At 61.8% G+C, this 19014-nt stretch carries 15 protein-coding genes and 2 pseudogenes; 4 read left to right on the top strand and 13 right to left on the bottom strand.

Annotation, left to right across the window (positions count from 1 at the left end; all coding sequences use genetic code 11):
- Nucleotides 1-26: 26 nt before the first annotated feature.
- From chrA to ABIB24_RS01345, 7 genes and pseudogenes are all read right to left on the bottom strand, one after another.
- Nucleotides 27-1397 (bottom strand): chromate efflux transporter, encoded by a 1371-nt coding sequence (gene chrA / locus ABIB24_RS01375; protein WP_274078433.1) that lies wholly within the window; start codon nt 1395-1397, stop codon nt 27-29.
- Nucleotides 1390-2331, bottom strand: coding sequence for a chromate resistance protein ChrB domain-containing protein (locus ABIB24_RS01370; RefSeq protein ID WP_274078434.1), 942 nt, complete (start codon nt 2329-2331; stop codon nt 1390-1392). Before ABIB24_RS01370 ends, chrA begins: the two co-directional genes overlap by 8 nt.
- Before the next feature lie 290 nt (nt 2332-2621).
- On the bottom strand, nt 2622-3440 hold the full coding sequence (aroE, locus tag ABIB24_RS01365; protein ID WP_354315997.1) for a shikimate dehydrogenase: 819 nt from the start codon (nt 3438-3440) through the stop codon (nt 2622-2624).
- The gene (locus ABIB24_RS01360; RefSeq protein ID WP_274078436.1) at nt 3437-4669 is read right to left on the bottom strand and encodes a CaiB/BaiF CoA transferase family protein; all 1233 of its coding nucleotides are present in this window, start codon (nt 4667-4669) and stop codon (nt 3437-3439) included. Before ABIB24_RS01360 ends, aroE begins: the two co-directional genes overlap by 4 nt.
- Nucleotides 4666-5121 carry a MaoC family dehydratase gene (locus ABIB24_RS01355; protein ID WP_075045462.1) on the bottom strand — a complete coding sequence of 152 codons (456 nt, stop codon included), beginning with the start codon at nt 5119-5121 and terminating at the stop codon, nt 4666-4668. Before ABIB24_RS01355 ends, ABIB24_RS01360 begins: the two co-directional genes overlap by 4 nt.
- Complete coding sequence (locus tag ABIB24_RS01350; protein ID WP_025339475.1) at nt 5118-5516, bottom strand: VOC family protein; 399 nt, start codon at nt 5514-5516, stop codon at nt 5118-5120. Before ABIB24_RS01350 ends, ABIB24_RS01355 begins: the two co-directional genes overlap by 4 nt.
- A pseudogene (locus ABIB24_RS01345) lies at nt 5513-6181 on the bottom strand (ketopantoate reductase family protein); the annotation flags it as partial. The gene ABIB24_RS01350 and the pseudogene ABIB24_RS01345, both read right to left, overlap by 4 nt.
- A 9-nt stretch (nt 6182-6190) precedes the next feature.
- Here ABIB24_RS01345 and ABIB24_RS01340 point away from each other — a divergent pair.
- Entirely contained in the window at nt 6191-7102 is a 912-nt protein-coding gene (locus ABIB24_RS01340; protein ID WP_274078437.1) for a LysR family transcriptional regulator, read from the top strand.
- Between the two features lie 59 nt (nt 7103-7161).
- Here ABIB24_RS01340 and ABIB24_RS01335 read toward each other — a convergent pair.
- From ABIB24_RS01335 to ABIB24_RS01310, 6 genes and pseudogenes are all read right to left on the bottom strand, one after another.
- Nucleotides 7162-7352 (bottom strand): annotated as a pseudogene (locus tag ABIB24_RS01335) (aldehyde dehydrogenase); the annotation flags it as partial.
- A gap of 31 nt (nt 7353-7383) precedes the next feature.
- On the bottom strand, nt 7384-7776 hold the full coding sequence (locus ABIB24_RS01330; RefSeq protein WP_274078438.1) for a YfeK family protein: 393 nt from the start codon (nt 7774-7776) through the stop codon (nt 7384-7386).
- A gap of 68 nt (nt 7777-7844) precedes the next feature.
- The gene (locus ABIB24_RS01325; protein WP_137164210.1) at nt 7845-9419 is read right to left on the bottom strand and encodes a phospholipase D family protein; all 1575 of its coding nucleotides are present in this window, start codon (nt 9417-9419) and stop codon (nt 7845-7847) included.
- Between the two features lie 320 nt (nt 9420-9739).
- On the bottom strand, nt 9740-10141 hold the full coding sequence (locus ABIB24_RS01320; RefSeq protein WP_137164211.1) for a GFA family protein: 402 nt from the start codon (nt 10139-10141) through the stop codon (nt 9740-9742).
- Between the two features lie 440 nt (nt 10142-10581).
- Entirely contained in the window at nt 10582-11244 is a 663-nt protein-coding gene (locus ABIB24_RS01315; RefSeq protein ID WP_137164213.1) for a response regulator, read from the bottom strand.
- Nucleotides 11241-12635, bottom strand: a complete 1395-nt coding sequence (locus tag ABIB24_RS01310) for an ATP-binding protein (protein WP_137164214.1) — start codon at nt 12633-12635, stop codon at nt 11241-11243. Before ABIB24_RS01310 ends, ABIB24_RS01315 begins: the two co-directional genes overlap by 4 nt.
- Before the next feature lie 151 nt (nt 12636-12786).
- On the opposite strand from ABIB24_RS01310, the gene ABIB24_RS01305 reads away from it, so the two are divergent.
- The 3 genes from ABIB24_RS01305 to ABIB24_RS01295 are packed head-to-tail and all read left to right on the top strand — an operon-like array spanning nt 12787 to nt 18501.
- Nucleotides 12787-13971, top strand: coding sequence for an efflux RND transporter periplasmic adaptor subunit (locus tag ABIB24_RS01305; RefSeq protein ID WP_274119949.1), 1185 nt, complete (start codon nt 12787-12789; stop codon nt 13969-13971).
- Between the two features lie 10 nt (nt 13972-13981).
- Nucleotides 13982-17113, top strand: coding sequence for an efflux RND transporter permease subunit (locus tag ABIB24_RS01300; protein WP_137164216.1), 3132 nt, complete (start codon nt 13982-13984; stop codon nt 17111-17113).
- Nucleotides 17113-18501 carry an efflux transporter outer membrane subunit gene (locus ABIB24_RS01295; protein WP_289514735.1) on the top strand — a complete coding sequence of 463 codons (1389 nt, stop codon included), beginning with the start codon at nt 17113-17115 and terminating at the stop codon, nt 18499-18501. The genes ABIB24_RS01300 and ABIB24_RS01295 overlap by 1 nt, the downstream gene beginning before the upstream one ends.
- The last annotated feature ends 513 nt before the right edge of the window (nt 18502-19014 follow it).

The following is a 19014-nucleotide window of genomic DNA, read 5'->3' as shown; positions in this document are numbered from 1 at the left end:
CCGACGATGTCGGCCGGCAACCGGTATCAACCACGCAACATATGGACCGCCACACCGGCCAAGGCGCAACTGAACAGTACCTGGATCACGCCACGCTTGAAGCGGAACAGGGCCACTGCGGCAGCAATCGCGATCAACGCCGAAGGCCAGTCGAACGCCCCACTGAAACCCTTTGGCCAGAGCACGTGATAGCCGAAGAACATGGCGAGATTCAGGATCACCCCCACGACCGCAGCCGTGATCCCCGTCAGCGGTGCGGTGAACTTCATCTCGTTGTGGGTCGACTCCACCAACGGGCCACCGGCGAGGATGAACAGGAACGACGGCAGGAAGGTGAACCAGGTGACGAGGCTGGCCGCGACTGCACCGGCCAGGAACGGGTTTTGCTCACCGAACATCGGATGCACGTAGCCACCGACGAAGCCGACGAAAGCCACCACCATGATCAATGGTCCTGGCGTGGTTTCTCCCAAGGCAAGGCCATCGATCATCTGAGTGGGTGACAGCCAGCCGTAATGCCCGACGGCGCCCTGATACACATAGGGCAGGACGGCGTAGGCGCCACCGAAGGTCAAAAGTGCGGCCTTGGTGAAGAACCAGCCCATTTGCGTCAGAGTGCCGGCCCAGCCAAACGTCAGTGTCAGCAGCCCCATGGGCAAGGTCCACAATACGGCGCCGATCAGCACCAGACGCAGCAAATGCCCCACCCGAAAACGCGCATGGTCAGGCGTTGGTGTGTCATCGTCGATCAGGGCCGGGCCGTAGCTGCTCCTGGCAGCCCCATGACCACCACCGATCACGAATTTGCCGGGGGCGAAGCGACCGCCCACATAGCCTGCGATACCGGCAACCAGCACGATTAACGGGAACGGCACATTGAGGGCAAAGATGGCCACGAACGACGCTGCGGCCATGGCCCACAGCCAGCCGTTTTTCAGCGCGCGCGAGCCGATCCGGTGCGCCGCGTGCACGACAATGGCCGTGACTGCAGGCTTGATGCCGTAGAAGACCCCCGCCACCACCGGCACCTCGCCAAAGGCGATGTAGACCCAAGACAGGCCAATCAAGATGAACAGCGAGGGCAATACGAACAATACGCCGGCAATCACCCCGCCCCAGGAGCGGTGCATGAGCCAACCGATGTAGGTGGCCAGTTGCTGTGCCTCGGGGCCTGGCAACAACATGCAGTAGTTCAGCGCGTGCAGGAACCGCTTCTCGCTGATCCAGCGCCGGCGCTCGACCAGTTCCTGGTGCATGATCGAGATCTGCCCGGCGGGCCCACCAAAACTGATGAAGCCCAGCTTGAGCCAGAACAGGAATGCTTCGAACAGTCCGATAGGCCGCTGAACCGCTTGCGATGGTGGCTGTTCGCCCACTGCAGAGGTGCTATCAACCATTTTGCGCTTCCTCACTCGCGAAAGCCGTCAGAAGGCCATCGAAGATACCCCCGGCGACCGTTGTCAGTTGATCGTCATCGCCAATGCTTTGTCTCAAGCCCGCGAGGACACGTTCGATACCTGGTGCTTCCGAGGGCTGGTTGCCTCCCACATCCAGGTAGTGAATGACCGCGGCCAAGCGTGCCAGGCCCGGCTGCTGTAGGGCAAAGCTCTCGATGAGGGTTTCGAGGGACACCCGCTGGCCGACATGGCTGAACCTGGCCCCATCAAAATCGAAGCCCAACGCATCGCCCGGGCAGTCTTCAGGCCTGTCCAGCCAGATGAATCGAGCGTCGGCATCGATGAAGCGACGAATCAACCAGGCACATGCCAGCCGATCCACCCATGGGCGCTTGCGGGTGGCCCAAAGGCGCCCCTGGTAGTCGTTGCGTTCCAGTCGGGTGATCGCCTCGTCGTGGGCACTCGGCTCATCGGAAGACAGTGCGCGGCCAATCGCGGCTTCGAGCTCTTGCAGCGCCGCATCGGCTTGTGCCTTGGGCACGCCCGGGAAAAAATCGGTCGCCGCCAACTGGCTGAAGGCCTTTCTGAGCTTGCGCACCTGCCGTGCGGTCTGCAGCGCATTCTCTGGCGCCAGCTCGGCCCTGCAGCCTGCAATTTCTTCCATCAGGCTGGCGTACTCGTCGCTCCTGTCGAACAGCCTGCTGAAGCGCTCTTCACGCTCAGGCAGCGACAGGAGAAATGCGGTGCCGTTGATAGCCAGCACGTCACGCTCGACTGCCTCGAAAACTTCCCGACCCGCACATTGTTCGGGCAGCAGGTAAACACCATCCCTCAGCACTGCGGCTCCGGAGGCCTTCAGGCTCCTCCAGGCACGCATGCGCTCGGTGGCATTGGCCGTCGGCAATCCGAGGATCAGTAGCGACCAGTGGATCATGTAGAGTACTCAACACAATATGTTTGTACCTTTACACTAAACTGAAACTGTGCAAAATCAACAGGCCCGTAGCTTTTGGGGCTGCTGCGCAGCCCATCGCCGGCAAGCCGGGCTCCCACAGGGACTGCGAAAATCTTGAGGTCGGCGCCGTACCTGTGGGAGCCCGGCTTGCCGGCGATGGGCCGCAAAGCGGCCCCAAATCGCTCAACTGACTGGCACCAGGGTAAACCCGCTCCCACAGGGTCCCCGCTAAATCAAGGAGTTATGTGGAGTTCCATAGGAGCGGGATCCTACTCCAGTGGAATGGTCAGGCGATCGATCACGGCACGGGTTTCAGGCCGCACCCCGCGCCACCAGGCGAACGCCTCCGCCGCCTGCTCGACCAGCATGCCGACACCGTCGGCCAGGCGCGCCACACCCTGCGCCTGGGCCATGTGCAGGAACGGCGTCAGGCCTTTGCCATACGCCAGCTCGTAAGCCAGCCGCGTCTCGCCCAGCACACCTTCAGGTAGCGGCGGCAGCTCTCCGGTGAGGCTCGCGGAGGTGGCGTTGACCACGATGTCGAAGGACTGTCCCTCCAGCTCCTCATAACGGCTGATGCGCAGCCTTGGGTGGTCCAGTTCGTTGCGCAGGCTGAGCGCCTTGGCCATGTCACGGTTGGCAAGCACCAGTTCGCTTGGCCCCGCCTCCAGGAACGGCAGCAATGCACCACGTACCGCGCCACCGGCGCCGAGCAACAGTACCCGCCGATTGGCCAGTGGTTCACCGAGGTTTTCCTCGATATCCCGCAGCAAGCCGATGCCGTCGAAGTTCTCGGCAAAGATACGGCCATTCTCGAACTTCAATGCATTGGCCGCCCGCGCCAGCTGTGCGCGCTCGCTGCGTTGGTCAGCCAGCTCGAAGGCGCGCAGCTTGAACGGCGCGGTGATGTTCATGCCCAACCCGCCATCGTTGCGAAAGTTCAGCACCTGGGCCTCGAAGCCCTCTAGCTCGCCCTCGATGGCGCCGTACTCCAGGCACTGGCCACTGGCCTGGGCGAACAGGCCATGAATCAACGGGGACTTGGTGTGGTTGATCGGTCGGCCGATCACTGCATAGCGGTCGCTCATCGTGCATCTCCATGGGTGAACAGCACACCGTCTGCCTGCATGGCGGTGATTTCTTCAGGGCTGAAACCTAGGCCGGCGGCCACTTCGGCATTGTGCTGACCGAGGTCCGGGGCCACTTGGTGGATCGTGGTGTCGCACTCGGAAAAGCGGAACGGCAGGTTGGGCAGGCGCAAGGTACCGTAGCGCGGGTGCTGCTGCTCGATGACCATGTTGCGCGCCTGGATCTGCGGGTCAGCCACGACCTCGTCGATGCGCTGCACCTTGGCGCTGGGAATGTCGATGCCATCGAGCAATTGCAGGATCTCGGCCACCCGGCGCGCACCGACCCAGTCACGCACCACGGCCAGGATCGCCTGGCGGTGGGCGTTGCGGCCATTGAGGCAGTGGTAGCGGCTGTCGCTGCCGAACCCGGGCGGGCCACCGTTGGCTTCGAGCATCGCGGCAAAGCGCTTCCAGGCGTCGTCGACCTGGGCGGCGATTACCAGGTCGCCATCAGCCGCACGAAACACGCCGTACAGGGTGGAGGTGGGCATGTCATGGCCGGTCTGCTCGGGCAGGACGGTGCCATCGGACAAGGTGTAGCACTGCACCGCGTATTCATGCATCGACACCAGCGTGTCGTACAGGGCCATGTCGATGTGCTGGCCACGACCACTGCTCACCCGGCCCAACAGCGCCGCATTGATCGCCGCCACGGCATGGATGCCGGTGTACATGTCGCCCAAAGAAATGCGCAGCAACGGCGGCGCTTCGCCCGGCACGCCGACCATCTGCATGATCCCGCTCTTGGCCTCGGCGATCAGCCCGAAGCCGGCGCGGTGGGCATCCGGGCCGGTATGGCCGTAGGCGGAGATGGAGCAGTACACCAGACGCGGGTTGCGCGCTGACACCTCGGCATAGCCCAGGCCCAGCTTGTCCAGGGCGCCGGGGCGATAGTTTTCGATGAACACATCGGCCGAGTCGGTAAGGCGCTGCATGAACGCTTTGCCACGCGGGTCTTTCATGTTCACGCTGACGCCCTGCTTGCCCATGTTCAGCTGCAGGAAGTAACCGCTCTGCTGTTCATCAAGGGTAAACGCGTGCTGGCGGCCGGCATCGCCGCTGCCCGGCCGTTCGACCTTGATCACCTCGGCGCCCAGTGCTGCCAGGCAACGGCCCACATAGGGCCCGGCCAGGAAGTGGCTGTAGTCGATGACGCGAATACCCGTCAATGGCAATGCCTGGCTCATGCCTGCACTCTCCTCGGCACCATCAGCCTGTGCTCGCCACGCTGCACGACTTCGCCATGCTGGTTGATCAGCTCCGACGGCAAGACCACGATGCCCCAGCCCGGTCGGCTGTTGCTCGGGCGCATCGCCCCCACGCGCATGCGCACGTGCAGCACATCGTCGACCTTGATCGGCAGCACGAAGTCCCAGGTCCAGCCCAGCGACATGCCCGGTACAAAGCGGTATTCGCACTGGGTCTTCAGGCCGTCGGCGATCGACAGGCCGAACAGGCCATGGGCAACCAGGCAGCCGAAGTGGCTCGCGTTGGCGTACGCCTCGTCGACATGCACCGGGGTGTGGTCGCCGGTGAGTTCGGCGTAGGCCAGGATGCGTTCGCGGGTAACGGTGTAGGTGGGGCTGATGCATTCATCGCCTTCGCAGGCATCGTCCCAGTATTTTTCCACCACGCTCATGCCACCACCTCTGCACGTGGGTCGATGGCCAGTGCCTGGGCGACGCATTTCGCCGGCAATGCCTGAATGAACTCGACCGCCAGGCCGTCAGGCAGGCGCAGCCAGTTGCGGCCCTGAGGCATTTCGCTGACGCCAAAACGCTGTGCGGCGGCCAACGCGGCTTCGAGGTCCTCGCACATGATGCCCAGGTGTGCCATGCGCCCTTCCGGGCCGGCAAAGTCCGGCTGGTGGATGAACTGCAGGCCACCGAGGGTCCAGTACTGCGCAGGCTGCTCGGCGTCACCTTGCATCTCGCGCATGGTCATGCCGCACACCTCGCTGAAAAAGCGGATGTGCCACTGGATGTCCCGCACCCAGAACGCAACGTGTTCAAGGTAGGCTTTCGGCTGGCTCATGGATTACTTCCCTTCTGCTGATCGGCCATGGCGCGCTCGATACCCTTGATGCAGGCAACCAGGGTCGCGTTGACCGGCGTAGCCACGCCGTGGCGCTGGCCCCAGCGCACGACGGAGCCGTTGATGAAATCGATCTCGGTGACCGAGCCTTTTTCCAGGCTCTGCAGCATCGAGGTACGGAAGCTTGTCGGCAGGCCTTCAGCTGCCAGGCACCACGCAGCGTCCGGGCTGGTGAGGCTCAGGCGGATGCCGGCCCGCTCGGCGACGGCGATGGCTTCGCTGACCGCTGCCTTGGCGGTGCTTTCCAGCAGCGGCTCGCTGTACAGCTGGCCATAACTGAGCATGGTGATGCCGCTGAGCGCGCCTGTCGCGACGTTGACCAGCAGCTTGTCCCACATGGTGCCGAGAATGTTGTCGCTGACCGTGGTGGCGAGCCCGGCGCCATTGAAAGCCTCGGCGATGGCCTGCACACGCGAGGTCCGTTGGCCGTCGAGCTCGCCGATGAAGGTGTGTTTGCCTGCCACGCCGGCACGGATCGAACCCGGCGCCAGCAGCACGCCACCGACGTAGGTCTTGCCGGCCAATACCCGCTCACGCCCCACGGCCTCGGCCAGGATGTCTTCGTGGCCAAGACCGTTCTGCAGCGATAGCACCAGCGTCTGCGGCTCGCAATAATGAGCACGCTCGATGCCTTGCCTGATCCCAAGCTGCTGCAGCTGTTCGATGTGCTTTACCACTGCCGTAGCGTGACCCGTAGCGCTGAACAGCTCGGCCAGAGTCAACCTACCGTGAGTATCTGGTTGGGGCGCTTGCGTGAAGAACTGAACGACCCGCTGTTCGTGCGCACCCCCGGGGGCATGGCCCCTACCCCGCGGGCAGACCAGTTGATCGGGCCATGCCGCGAGGTGCTGGAATCGCTGCGGCGCCTGACTACCTGGGAGCCGCAATTCGTTCCGGCCACGGCCCAGCGTCGCTTTCGCCTGTGCGTCAGTGATGCCAGCCATATCACCCTGCTGCCCAGCATCCTCAACCACCTGCGTACCCATGCGCCGGGTATTCGCCTGGAGGCGGCGCGCATAGATGGCAACACCGAAAGCGCGCTGGAGTCCGGCGAGGCGGACCTGGCCATCGGCTTTGTGCCTTGGCTGGGTGCGGGGATGTATCAGCAAGTGTTGTTCGAACAGGACTGGGTCTGCCTGAGCAACCCACAACACCCTCGTTTGGGCCAAGGCATGAGCGTGGCACGCTACCAGGGCGAGGGGCATGTACAGATCAGTGCCGGGACCGGGCAGAAGTTGCTCGAGGCTGGCCTGGCACGGGCCGGCATCGAACGCAGGATAATGCTGGAGCTGCCGGCGTTTCTGGGATTAGGCATGATTGTCGGGTCGACCGACCTGGTGGCTACGCTGCCACGGCACATCGGGCAGACACTTGCCAACATGCATGGTCTGCAGGTGCACGATTGCCCGTTTGCAGTGGAGGGCTTCACGGTCAAGCAGCATTGGCACGCGCGCTACCAGCAAGACAGCGGGAATCGCTGGATGAGGGAGGTGGTTCGGGGCTTGTTTCAAGCAGGTGCCAGTTAGCACACCAGACGAACGCCTCCCTCGCCGAGCTTCCTTGCCTGGAAGCATCGGGGTGCGAATCAGGCAGCAGGCTTGAGCACCACCTTCGTCCAGCCATCATCCCGCGCATCAAAGTGCTTGTAGGCATCGGGGCCTTCAGCAAGGTTCAAACGATGGGAAATCCACCGGTAGCCTTGGTCGAGGCAACCAGTTTGTTCATGGTGAGGTAGTTCGCTTCATGACCATGCTTGTCGCAGCACTGGTAGCAGACCAGTGGCGCTAATCATCGTCGCGCCTTGGATCTATTGCCGTTGCCTTTGTAGCTCTCGTTTCAACCATATGCTCGCCGGCTCCACGCCTTCTGGACATCGCACCTCATAGGTGCGGCCACTCATACTGCTTTTGGTGGCAGCAAGATCAATGAAGTCTTCCGCGCTTTTCACCATTTTCCTACCTTCGAGATAATCCAGCTTCTGCATCAAATGCGCCCGAGCCCGGGGACCAGAGTATTCGGTACCATTGCGCACGAACCTGCACTCACTATGCTCGACAAAGTCCAGCAAGCCTCTTATCTCTTGAGTGGTTTGAGGTGTAGCAGATACTTCCCTACCCACGATGATCGCGATGAAGCCAATCCCTATCGCCATCATCGATTGGCTGACAAGCCGCCCGGGGGCCCTCATCCACATCTGCATGATCCTGGTCCTGAAAATGAAATGAATGACCGGAGTGGCCTCCGACGATTAATTACAACACAACCACGCTATAACATTTTCTCCAGCCCGATCGCGCTGCTGAGCCAGGAATTGAAGTGTCGCCACCAACTCCCCGGTTCCTTGGTCAATGTATGTTGCTTGCCATCGTCTTCGGTGACCCATACCAGCTGATTCTTTTCCAGCCGGGTGTGATAACTGAGAGCCGGTGCCATCCCCTCCAGAGCCAGTTCGCGCACCCGTCCAGCAAGCTCAGGGTCATCGACCAACACGCCGACTTCGGTATTCCACAACAAGGAGCGCGAGTCGAAATTGAACGAGCCGATAAACGCTTTCTGCTGGTCGAATATCATCGCCTTGCTATGCAGGCTGGACTCGGAGCTATTGGAGGATCCTCTATGAAACAGGCCCAGCCCACTGTCGCTGTCGCCATTGTCACCGGATTGGCTGCGTAATTCGAACAACTGCACACCATGCTCAAGCAAGGTTTTGCGATAAGGCGCGTAAGCGCCGTGCGCGGCGGGTACATCGGTGGCTTCCAGTGAGTTGGTCAGCAAGCTGATCGACACGCCAGCGTCGGCACGACGGGTCAGGTACACCACCCCTGGTTGGCCGGGTACCATGTACGCCGAGACAAGGATCAGCTCCTTGGATACCCCATTGAGCTCGGGTGCCAATTGGGTGGCCAACAACAAGTACGGGGCTGGCTCGCCACTCGACAAGACCTTGCTCGGTGCATCCCACATCGCTTTGTTCCAGGCCCAGATCAACTCCCTGCGCCAGTCATTCAGGCGTGGCTGGGTGGTGTAGCTCATCAGTTGTTGATAGAGCGCATGATTCTGTTTGCGTACTTTCTCCAGGGACTCGTCCAGCCGAGTCCGGAGGTTTTTCAGGTCCCCGGTCGTCGACCTGGTCGAGATGAACTGCTCGATGGGCTTGCTCAGGGCACTGTTCCAGTACTGGTCGAAACTATGTCCCAATTGTTCTGCAACCGGCCCGACGCCGAGCATGTCGATGTCGGTGAAATTCCTGTTGGGCTCGGCATCGAAATACTCGTCCCCCAGATTGCGCCCGCCGACGATGGCCGCACTGTTGTCCACCACCCACAATTTGTTGTGCATGCGCCGGTGCTGCCGGGCCAGGTTGAACAGCCGGCCCATGGTACGCGTCACGACGGTACTGCGGCCCAGGTGCAGTGGATTGAACACTCGGATCTGTATATGCGGATGCGCCGCCAGTGTCGCGATAATTCGCTCCAGGTCATCGCTGGTGGTGTCATCGAGCAAGATCCTGACGCGCACGCCACGGTCGGCGGCGATGAGCAGCTCGCGCACCAGTATCCGAGTACTGATGCCGTCGTGAACGATGTAGTACTGCAAGTCGATGCTGCTTTGAGCATTGCGAATCAGCTCGGCGCGTGCGGCGAAAGCCTCGGCACTATCGGAGAACAAGCGAAAGCCCGACTGGCCCCGATGGGGGGCTGCCTGGGCCTGGATAGAACGACCGAACGCCGAATCGTTCGCAGGCAAGGCCTGACTGGGTTCGTGAGAGACAGTGGGCGTTGTACAACCACCAGACAGCAGGGCGAGTAACAGCAGAGCAGTAAGGGGCTGTTTGATTGTCACGGAGGCTACCCCGGGTGATGGCGATGAGGGTGCCGGGTCCCGAAGAATGGCCAGTCCCTTACCACCAGCATCCGGCCGTATCGACCTTGTGCAATGTTTCTTCGATCTGCGGTGTTATTACAGAAGCGTAGTTCATCTCCTGCTGACCGCGGTGCCTTCACCGAAGGCGCCTGCCGCCAATCAGTCGCGATCTAGCATCTAAGGACCTTGCATAACCTGATCAGGCTGCGACGACTAGGTCAACTGCAAGCGCACTTATGCTCTTGGCGTCCGTTGCAAATCGGCTGCTCCTGTTGATAGCGAGTATTAACCTATGTCGGTCAGCCGAGCTGGATCCGAATGCTGGCCTGTGTGTACCAAGGCGCAGCGGAGTCGACGTGCACATGTCTCTGCTGCTTCGGCTCGAAGGGGGTATCAAGCGTTCCTAGCGCTATGGATATCCAGCCGGCATATTCACCTTGAGAACGTGACCAGAATAAAGTCGAACCGCACGCCAGACAAAATTCGCGCATTACTGTCGGTGAAGACGCATACGTCCTGATGCTATCGGCGCCACGTAGTACTCGCAGGTCGCTACGCGGGACGCTACCGTAGGATGCGAATGCAGCCCCGTGACCTTTGCGGCACTGGCTGCAATGGCAGTGAGTAACTGCCTTTGGCGCAGTGACTAGTTCGAAACTTACTGCTGAGCACAAGCAGCTACCTTCGTAAGTCTTTTTCATTGATGCTTCCGTGCAAATGACGCGAGCGTAACTGTCTTGGCTGAATTGGTCGACAGGTTGTAATTCGCTCTCGGTAAATGGCTGCTATGGGTCGAAAGCGGTCACCCACGACCAGCTGCTCTCGACCCAAAACGGACGCTAAAAGATAACTGGTTTCGTAAGCGCGACGCGTACTCTGTGGGAGCGGGTTTACCCGCGAAGCAGGCGCCGCGGTGGATGGCACCGGCCGTGCCGGTGTTCGCGGGTGAACCCGCTCCCACAATGATTGCTGTGGGGCAAAATGACCGCTACGGGTCGAAAGCGCCCTCGTATCCGCTCCGGTCTGGCGTAACAACCAAACCGCTCGGGAATTTAGATATGAAATAGATGAGCAGTTGATTTCGATAACCTTGTGCCCAACCGGTTGCGCCTGGCACTGGCGCTCCGCTGGCGGCCGGGTTCTACTCAAGCTCCAGGCTGTAACCCACCCCGTATACCGACCTGAGCGGGTCATGTCCTGGAGTTACCCCTGACAGTTTGCGCCGTAAATTCTTCACGTGACTGTCTACGGTTCGGTCTGCGACGACGCGATGGTCTCGGTAGATGTGATTCATCAGTTGGTCGCGTGACAGCACTTGTCCCGGGCGAGCCGCCAGTGCCGCAAGCATGCGAAACTCTACCGGCGTCAGGTCCAGCGCCACCCCCATGTAGCGCGCCTGGAATGATCGAGAGTCGAGCTCCACGCCCAGGCTCGGTGCCTGCTGCCCGCTACGGCGCAACACGGCCTTGACCCGTGCGACTAACTCGCGTGGTGAGAACGGCTTGCAGATGTAGTCGTCGGCGCCCAGCTCCAAGCCCAGCAGGCGGTCGATCTCGTCGACCCTGGCGGTCATCATGATCAATGGCATCTGGCTGAAGCTGCGCAGCTCGCGGCAGATATCCAGGCCATCGCGACCGGGCAGCATCAGGTCGAGCAGAATCAGGTCGTACTGGCCCTGGCGAATCGCCGGGATCACCGCCAGGCCGTCCTCCTGGTGGTCGACGCGGTAGCCACCGGCGCGCAGGTAATCGCCCACCAGCGCGGCGAGCTTGGGTTCATCTTCCACCAACAGAATCTGGCTCATGCCTGATCTCCGGCAACCGGAAGCGTGAGTGACAACAGCAAGCCGCCCAAGGCCGAGCCCTTGGCCGTCAGCTTGCCACCGTGTACTTCGGCGATGCCACGGCAGATTGCCAGGCCCAGGCCGGTGCCCCCACTGGCACGGTTACGCGAACGCTCGGCGCGGTAGAAACGCTCGAACAGGCGCGCCAGGGATGCACTGTCCACGCTGGGGGCGGTGTCCTCGCATTGCACCAGCACTTGGTCGCCGTCCTGGAATGCGCGCAGCACCGTGTGACCGCCCGCATCGGTATAACGGCGACTGTTTTCCAGCAGGTTGTGCAACAACTGGCCCAGGCGTGACTCATCGCCCAGCACCCACAGCGGTTCTTCCGGCAACTCCAGGCGCAACGCCAGGCCACGCTCGGCAAAACCGGCCTGGAAGGCATCGGCCACCACCGGCAGCAGCACCCGCAGGTCGATACGTTCGCGACGATAGGTCGGTCCACCTACTTCGGTCAACGACAGGTCGAACAGGTCGTCGACCAGCTTGCTCAGCGACCCGACTTCGCCTTGCAGCGAGCGCAGACCGTTGCTATCGACCGGGCGAATGCCATCTTCCATGGCTTCGAGTTCGGCCCGCATCACCGCCAGCGGCGTGCGCAGCTCGTGGGAAATATCAGCCATGAAGTCGCGGCGCAGGCGCTCGTTGCTCGCCAGCGTGGCGGCCATGCGGTTGAAATCGCCGGCCAGTTGCCCAGCTTCGTCTGCCGAACGCACCGGCAGCTGGATTTCATAATCACCTGCAGCCAGGCGATGGGTGGCACTGGCCACTTCACGGATCGGGCGCAGCAAGGCACGGCTAAGCCACCAGGCGATCACACCCGTGGCCAACAGGCAGGCCAGACCTATCAGCAGGCTGGAGCGCAGCTGGTTCAGCTGGAAGCGGCGGTCACCCACGCTGGTCACCGACTGCAGCGGCGCAAGGGCCATCCAGCCGACCAGCTGTTCTTGATGCCTGATCGGGCGCAGCAGCATTTCACTGCCAGGCCCCTGGTAGCCGATGATCGGCCGGCGCTGGGCATCGAGCAGGGCGAAGCGCACGAACGCGCCAGTCAGGTCGGAGACCGTCAGCAAGCTGGGGTCGAAAGTCTTGTCCGGCTGGATATCGTCCGGGCGCAGCAGTTCGAACCACTGGTCCTTGTCGCGACGGATGAAGTCCCAGCTGCCATTACGCGCATAGGCCTGCTCGACCCGCGGCACGATGCGATCCATGCGCTCCTCGGCTTGCTGATTGAGGTAGCCGAGAAAGCCATACTTCAAACTTAAGTAGGCGGCGAACACCATGCCCAACACGGCGAAAGTGCAGACCAAGAGCATCGCGAAGAAAAACTTGTGCGAAAGGCTGACTCTCATAGCTCCGCCGGTGAATTGGAATTGCCACCATTGAAGCGTGCCAACTCCAGCGCCGCAAGGCGCGCAGGCCAATCTCCATCCTTTCTGCACATTTGCTGCACAATTTCCACGCACGCTTGGGCCATCTGAATCAATTGGGTCGGAGCCTGCGATGCATACGTTATTCCTCTCCCTGTTCTATACACGATCACCTTGGTCCCGGGCGCTACTGCTTGGCGCCGGCCTACTTGTCCTGGGAGGGTGCGGTGAAACCGAAACCGCTGCAGCCCCCGCTCCTGTACAGGAAGTGGCGGTGCATGAAGTGACAACCTCCGCCCAGGCCCTGACCACCACCCTGCCCGGTCGCGCCAGCGCCCACCTGATTGCCGAGATCCGTCCGCAAGTTGGCGGCATCATTCAGAAACGTCTGTTCAATGAGGGTGACACGGTCAAGGCCGGCCAGGCGCTGTACCAGATTGACCCGCAGTCCTACCAGGCCACCTTGGCCCAGGCCAAGGCCACCGTCAGCTCGGCCAGAGCCACGCTGCGGGCTGCCGAACTCAAAGCCAAGCGTGATGCTCAACTGGTGAAGCTCGACGCAATCAGTGCCGAAGACAACGAAAGCGCCCAGTCGGCCTTGCTCGAGGCCCGTGCCAGCCTGCAGTCTGCCTTGGCGGAGCAGCGTACCGCACAGATCAACCTCGACTACACCCGCATCAACGCACCGATCGATGGCCGCACAGCCACTTCCACGGTCACCCCTGGCGCACTGGTCACTGCCGAGCAGACCACGGCCCTCACCACGGTACAGCAACTCGATCCGATCTACGTCGACTTCACCCAGCCAAGCAGCACCCTGCTACGCCTCAAGCGCGAACTGGCCGAAGGCAAGCTGGCACGCAGCGGGCAGGCGGATGCCGCTCGTGTGACCCTGGAACTTGAAGATGGGAGCGCCTACGCCCATGCCGGCACCCTCACCTTCAACGGCGTCAGCGTTGACCAAAGCACCGGCAGTGTGACGTTCCGCGCAGTGGTGCCCAATCCCGACGGCCTGCTGATGCCGGGCATGTACATCAAGGCAACGTTGCAGGAAGGCGTACAGAACGACGCTATTTTGGTACCGCAGCAGGCCGTCAGCCGTGACGAGCGCGGTAGCGCCACCGCCCTGGTAGTGGTCGATGGCAAGGTAGAACAGCGTGAGCTGACGTTGGCCCGTGCTGTAGACAACCGTTGGTGGGTCAGTCACGGCCTGGCAGCTGGCGACAAGGTCATCATGGAGGGTTTGCAAAAGGTGCGTGTTGGCCAACAGGTGCAGGTGCAGAACACCCCCCTGACCGCTCACAACGATAGCAACTGAGGCCCATCCCATGGCACGTTTTTTCATCGACCGGCCAATCTTCGCCTGGGTCATCGCCATCCTGATCATGCTTGGCGGTGGCCTGGCCATCTTCGAACTGCCGCTGGCGCAGTATCCCAACATCGCCCCGCCGCAGATCAGCCTCAACGCCACCTACACCGGCGCGTCGGCCAAGACAATGGAAGATTCGGTGACCCAGGTCATCGAACAGCAGATGACCGGCCTCGACGGCCTCACCTACATGTCCTCCACCAGCAGCTCGTCCGGCAGCGCCAAAATCACCCTGACATTCGAGGCCGGCACGGATGTAAATACCGCGCAAATGCAGGTGCAGACCAAGCTGGAGCAGGCCAAGGCGCGCCTGCCCGATACCGTGCAGCAGCAGGGTATCCAGATCAACAATTCGGCCAGCGACTTCCTCATCATCGTATCCCTGGTATCGGACAGCCCTGATGTGACCGCCACCGACATCAGTGACTTCATCTCCAGCACCTTGTATGACCAGATCAGCCGGGTCAGCGGCGTCGGCGATGTGACCACCCTCGGTTCGAGCTACGCCATGCGCATCTGGCTCGACCCGGACAAGCTCAAGCAATTCGCGCTGATGCCCTCAGACATCAGCGGCGCGCTGGAAGCGCAGAACGTCGACACCTCGGCCGGCCAGTTGGGCGCTCTGCCTGCTCGCGCCGGCCAGCAGCTCAACGCCACCATCAACGCCCGCAGCAAGCTACAGACCGCCGCGCAGTTCCGCGACCTGGTTCTCAAGTCCAACAGTGCCGGCGCTATGGTGACTCTGGCCGACGTGGCCCGGGTAGAGCTGGGCAGCGAAAGCTACGACGTGGTCGCCGAGCACAATGGCCGGCCTTCCGGCGGCCTTGCGGTGAGCCTGGCCACCGGTGCCAACGCACTGGACGTTTCTGAAGCGGTGCAAGCCAAGTTGGCCGAACTGGAACAGTTCTTCCCCAGCAAGCTGCAACTGCGTAGCGAGGTGGCCTACAACACCGCGCCGTTCGTGAAGATTTCCATCGAGGAGGTGGTCAAGACCCTGTTCGAAGCCATCGCCCTGGTGGTGCTGATCATGTACCTGTTCATGCAGAACCTGCGCGCCACGCTGATCCCCGCCATTGCCGTACCAGTGGTGTTGCTCGGCACCTTCGGCGTATTGGCGATGCTCGGCTACTCGATCAACACGTTGACCATGTTCGGCATGGTGCTGGCGATCGGCTTGTTGGTTGACGATGCCATCGTGGTGGTGGAGAACGTCGAGCGCATCATGGCCGAAAAAGGCCTGTCGCCGCGTGAGGCGACCCGCCAGTCGATGGACGAGATCAGCGGCGCGCTGATCGGTATTGCCGTGGTGCTCTCGGCAGTATTCATCCCGATGGCCTTCTTCGGCGGCTCAACCGGGATCATCTACCGTCAGTTTTCGGTAACCCTGGTAGCAGCCATGGCCTTGTCTGTCCTGGTAGCGATGACCCTGACTCCGGCCCTCTGTGCCACCCTGCTCAAGCCGGTGACGGCCCACGGTACAACGCAGCGTGGCTTCTTCGGCTGGTTCAACCGTACCTTCGACCGTACCTCACAGCGCTACCAGCGCGGTGTCGGCAATGTACTTGCGCGTCCGCTGCGCGGCCTGCTGGTCTACGTACTGCTGCTGGGTGGCGTGGCGCTGATGTTCGAGAAACTGCCCACGGCTTTTCTGCCTGAGGAAGACCAGGGCATGCTGATGATGCAGATGACCCTGCCGGTGGGCGGCACCGACGAGCGCTTGCAAGCGGTAAACCGCCAGGTTCAGGAATACATACTGCAACAACCGGAGGTGGCGTCGATCCTCACTGTGCGCGGCCTGGGTACCGGCGGTAACGCACAGAATTCGGGGCGAGCCTTCATCAAACTCAAGGACTGGAGCGAACGCCAGGGCGACGAACACAGCGCCACAGCGGTGGCACGAAGGGCCAACATGGCACTGGCAAAGATCCTCGATGCCAATGTGTTCGTCATAGCCCCACCGGCTATCCAAGGCCTGGGTCAGAGCTCAGGCTTCGATGTGCAGTTGCAGGACCTGGCTGGCCTCGGTCACGCCGAGCTGCTCAAGGCCCGCGATCAGTTCCTTACCTTGGCGGCCAAAGACGCGCGCCTGGCCAACGTTCGTGCTCAGGGGCTGGAAGACACGCCCCAGCTGAACGTCGCCATCGACGACCGCAAGGCCGGTGCCATGGGTATTTCCGCCAGCGATATCAATGACACCCTCAGCACCGTGATGGGCGGCAGTTACGTTAACGACTTCGTCGACGCCGGCCGGGTGAAGAAAGTCTACCTGCAGGGCGAGGCCGACAAGCGCATGCTGGCCGAGGATATCGGCGCCTGGTATGTGCGCAACGACAGTGATGCCATGGTGCCGTTGTCGGCATTCACCAACACCTCATGGAGCACCGCTTCGCCGTTACTGGAGCGCTTCAATGGCTTCGGCTCGTACGAACTGGTAGGTGAGCCGGCCAGTGGCGTGAGCTCCGGCGAGGCCATGACGGCAGTCGAGCAGATCATGGCGCAATTGCCTGACGGCATCGGCTACGCCTGGGCCGGGCAGTCATACCAGGAACGTATGGCGGGTACCCAAGCCCCCCTGCTGTATGCCATCTCGATCATGTTCGTGTTCCTGTGCCTGGCGGCGCTGTACGAAAGCTGGTCGGTGCCCTTTGCGGTGATGCTGGTGGTGCCGGTGGGGATCCTTGGCGCGCTGCTGCTGACGGGCCTGCGCGGCCTGGCCAACGATGTCTACTTCCAGGTCGGGTTGCTGACCACGGTGGGTTTGACGGCGAAAAACGCCATTCTGATCGTCGAGTTCGCCAAAGAAGGATACGAGCGCGGCCAGGACCTCATCACTGCCATCCTGGAGGCCGTGCGCATTCGCCTGCGGCCAGTACTGATGACCTCGCTGGCATTCATCCTTGGCGTACTGCCGCTGGCACTGAGCAGCGGCGCCGGGGCCGGTGGACGAAAAGCAATTGGCACCGGCGTGCTGGGTGGCATGCTCGCCGCCACCCTGCTTGGCCTGTTCTTCATCCCGTTGTTTTATGCCCTTGTGCAGCGCTTGGCCGGCCGAGGCGCCAGCACTGTCGATACTGTTGCAGGAGAAGCGTGATGCGTCTGTCCCCCTTGTTGCTGGCGCTGGTGCTTACTGGCTGCGTAAACCTCGCACCCGACTACCAGCGCCCGGCAGCACCGGTAGCCGAGCAGTGGCCAACCGCCACCAGCGCAAGCACCACGAGCGCCGATATCAACTGGAAATCGCTGTTCACCGATGCCCGCCTACGCGATACCGTGGCGCTGGCGTTGACCAACAACCGCGACCTGCGCGTGGCCGCATTGAATGTCGAATACCAGCGGGCGCAGTACCGCATCCAGCGCGCCGAGCTGTTTCCGGCAGTTTCGGCAACTGCCGAAGGTACCCGACAGCGCAGCGTGACCAACGGCAGCTCGGCGGTCAGCAGCCAGTACAGCGTGGGCCTGGGCGTCAGCAGCTATGAGCTGGACCTGTTTGGCCGCCTGGGTAACCTCAAGGATGCTGCGCTGGAGCAGTACCTTTCGCTGGAGCAAACTCGCCGCAGCACGCAGCTCAGTCTGGTAGCCGAGGTCGCGACGGCCTGGATGACCCTGGCCGCCGACCAGCAACTGCTCAAGCTGGCAAATGACACCTATGCCAGCCAGCAGAAAACCTACACTCTGGTGCAGCAGAGCCATGGACTGGGCGGCGAGTCCGGGGTGAGCCTGGCGCAAGCGCGCAGTACAGTCGAGTCCGCCCGGGCCGATGCGGCCAATTATGCCAGCCAGGTCGAGCAGGACCGTAACGCCCTCGAACTGCTGGTCGGCGAACGCCTGAGCGACACGCTGCTGCCAGGCGACCAGCCATTCGATACCACACTGCTGGTGGGCGTGCCGCAGGGCCTGCCCTCGAGCCTGCTGCAGCGTCGCCCGGACGTTTTGGCCGCTGAGCATTCACTGAAGGCGGCCAATGCTGATATCGGTGCGGCTCGGGCTGCGTTTTTCCCGAGCATTACCCTTACCGCCAGCGGCGGCACCGCCAGCAGCGAGCTGTCCGGGTTGTTCAAAGACGGCAGTGGCGCATGGAGCTTCGCCCCCTCGATCAACCTGCCGATCTTCAACGCAGGCAGCAATCGGGCCAGCCTGGATGCAGCCAAGGTCAACAGCGAAATCGAAGTGGCGACCTACGAGAAGACGATCCAGACCGCGTTCAGCGAAGTGGCTGATGCGCTGTCAGTGCGTGGTCATATCAATGAGCGCCTTGATGCCCAGCGCAGCCTGACCGACGCTACCGACACCGCTTATCAGCTCTCGTTGGCCCTATACAAGGAAGGCTCGGAAAGCTTTATGGACGTGCTCGACGCCCAGCGCTCTTTGTATTCGGCGCAGCAGTCGCTGATCAACCTGAAACTGACAGAACAGACCAACCGGGTGACCTTGTACAAAACACTTGGTGGCGAATGGGCAAACGGTGAAAAATCCAGTTGATACAAGCCCGATAATGCCCCCATCTGCTCTCGACATCGTTCAGAAAGAGCAATGTGTAGGCAGCCAATTTTCAGCCCCGCCCATCCAGCTATCGACTCGAAGCGGACATCTGTAATCGGGGCCGCTTCGCGGCCCATCGCCGGCAAGGCTCCCACAAGTACAGCGCATGCCTGAAGGCTGGTGATATTCCTGTGGGGGGCGGCTTGCCGGCGATGAGGCCTGCACTGACTACAGAGCTTTGGATCAGTGTTCGCTTTGGGTCGAAAACGGTCACCCACGACCGGCTGCTTTCGACCCTTAGCTGTCATTTTGCCCAACAGCAATCATTGTGGGAGCGGGTTTACCCGCGAACACCGGCACAGCCGGTGCCATCCACCGCGGCGCCTGCTTCGCGGGTAAACCCGCTCCCACAGAGTACGTGTCGCGCTTACGAAACCAGTTATCTTTTAGCGTCCGCTTTGGGTCGAAAACGGCCACTCGTGAACGGCCGCCTTCTTCCATGGCGAGCTTTCG

The organism is Pseudomonas sp. UYEF17, assembly GCF_040546125.1.
GTDB classification, from domain to species: domain Bacteria; phylum Pseudomonadota; class Gammaproteobacteria; order Pseudomonadales; family Pseudomonadaceae; genus Aquipseudomonas; species Aquipseudomonas putida_Z.
Note: the sequence above shows the minus strand (reverse complement) of the source record. Positions and strands in the feature narration are given on the sequence as shown.

Coding starts and splice junctions, on each gene's coding strand:
- ABIB24_RS01305 (WP_274119949.1), top strand. CDS start 12,787: ATGCATACGTTATTCCTCTCCCTGTTCTATACACGATCACCTTGGTCC.
- chrA (WP_274078433.1), bottom strand. CDS start 1,397: ATGGTTGATAGCACCTCTGCAGTGGGCGAACAGCCACCATCGCAAGCG.
- ABIB24_RS01295 (WP_289514735.1), top strand. CDS start 17,113: ATGCGTCTGTCCCCCTTGTTGCTGGCGCTGGTGCTTACTGGCTGCGTA.
- ABIB24_RS01310 (WP_137164214.1), bottom strand. CDS start 12,635: ATGAGAGTCAGCCTTTCGCACAAGTTTTTCTTCGCGATGCTCTTGGTC.
- ABIB24_RS01315 (WP_137164213.1), bottom strand. CDS start 11,244: ATGAGCCAGATTCTGTTGGTGGAAGATGAACCCAAGCTCGCCGCGCTG.
- ABIB24_RS01330 (WP_274078438.1), bottom strand. CDS start 7,776: ATGCAGATGTGGATGAGGGCCCCCGGGCGGCTTGTCAGCCAATCGATG.
- ABIB24_RS01320 (WP_137164211.1), bottom strand. CDS start 10,141: ATGAAAAAGACTTACGAAGGTAGCTGCTTGTGCTCAGCAGTAAGTTTC.
- ABIB24_RS01360 (WP_274078436.1), bottom strand. CDS start 4,669: ATGAGCCAGGCATTGCCATTGACGGGTATTCGCGTCATCGACTACAGC.
- ABIB24_RS01300 (WP_137164216.1), top strand. CDS start 13,982: ATGGCACGTTTTTTCATCGACCGGCCAATCTTCGCCTGGGTCATCGCC.
- aroE (WP_354315997.1), bottom strand. CDS start 3,440: ATGAGCGACCGCTATGCAGTGATCGGCCGACCGATCAACCACACCAAG.
- ABIB24_RS01340 (WP_274078437.1), top strand. CDS start 6,191: ATGAGCACGCTCGATGCCTTGCCTGATCCCAAGCTGCTGCAGCTGTTC.
- ABIB24_RS01370 (WP_274078434.1), bottom strand. CDS start 2,331: ATGATCCACTGGTCGCTACTGATCCTCGGATTGCCGACGGCCAATGCC.
- ABIB24_RS01355 (WP_075045462.1), bottom strand. CDS start 5,121: ATGAGCGTGGTGGAAAAATACTGGGACGATGCCTGCGAAGGCGATGAA.
- ABIB24_RS01350 (WP_025339475.1), bottom strand. CDS start 5,516: ATGAGCCAGCCGAAAGCCTACCTTGAACACGTTGCGTTCTGGGTGCGG.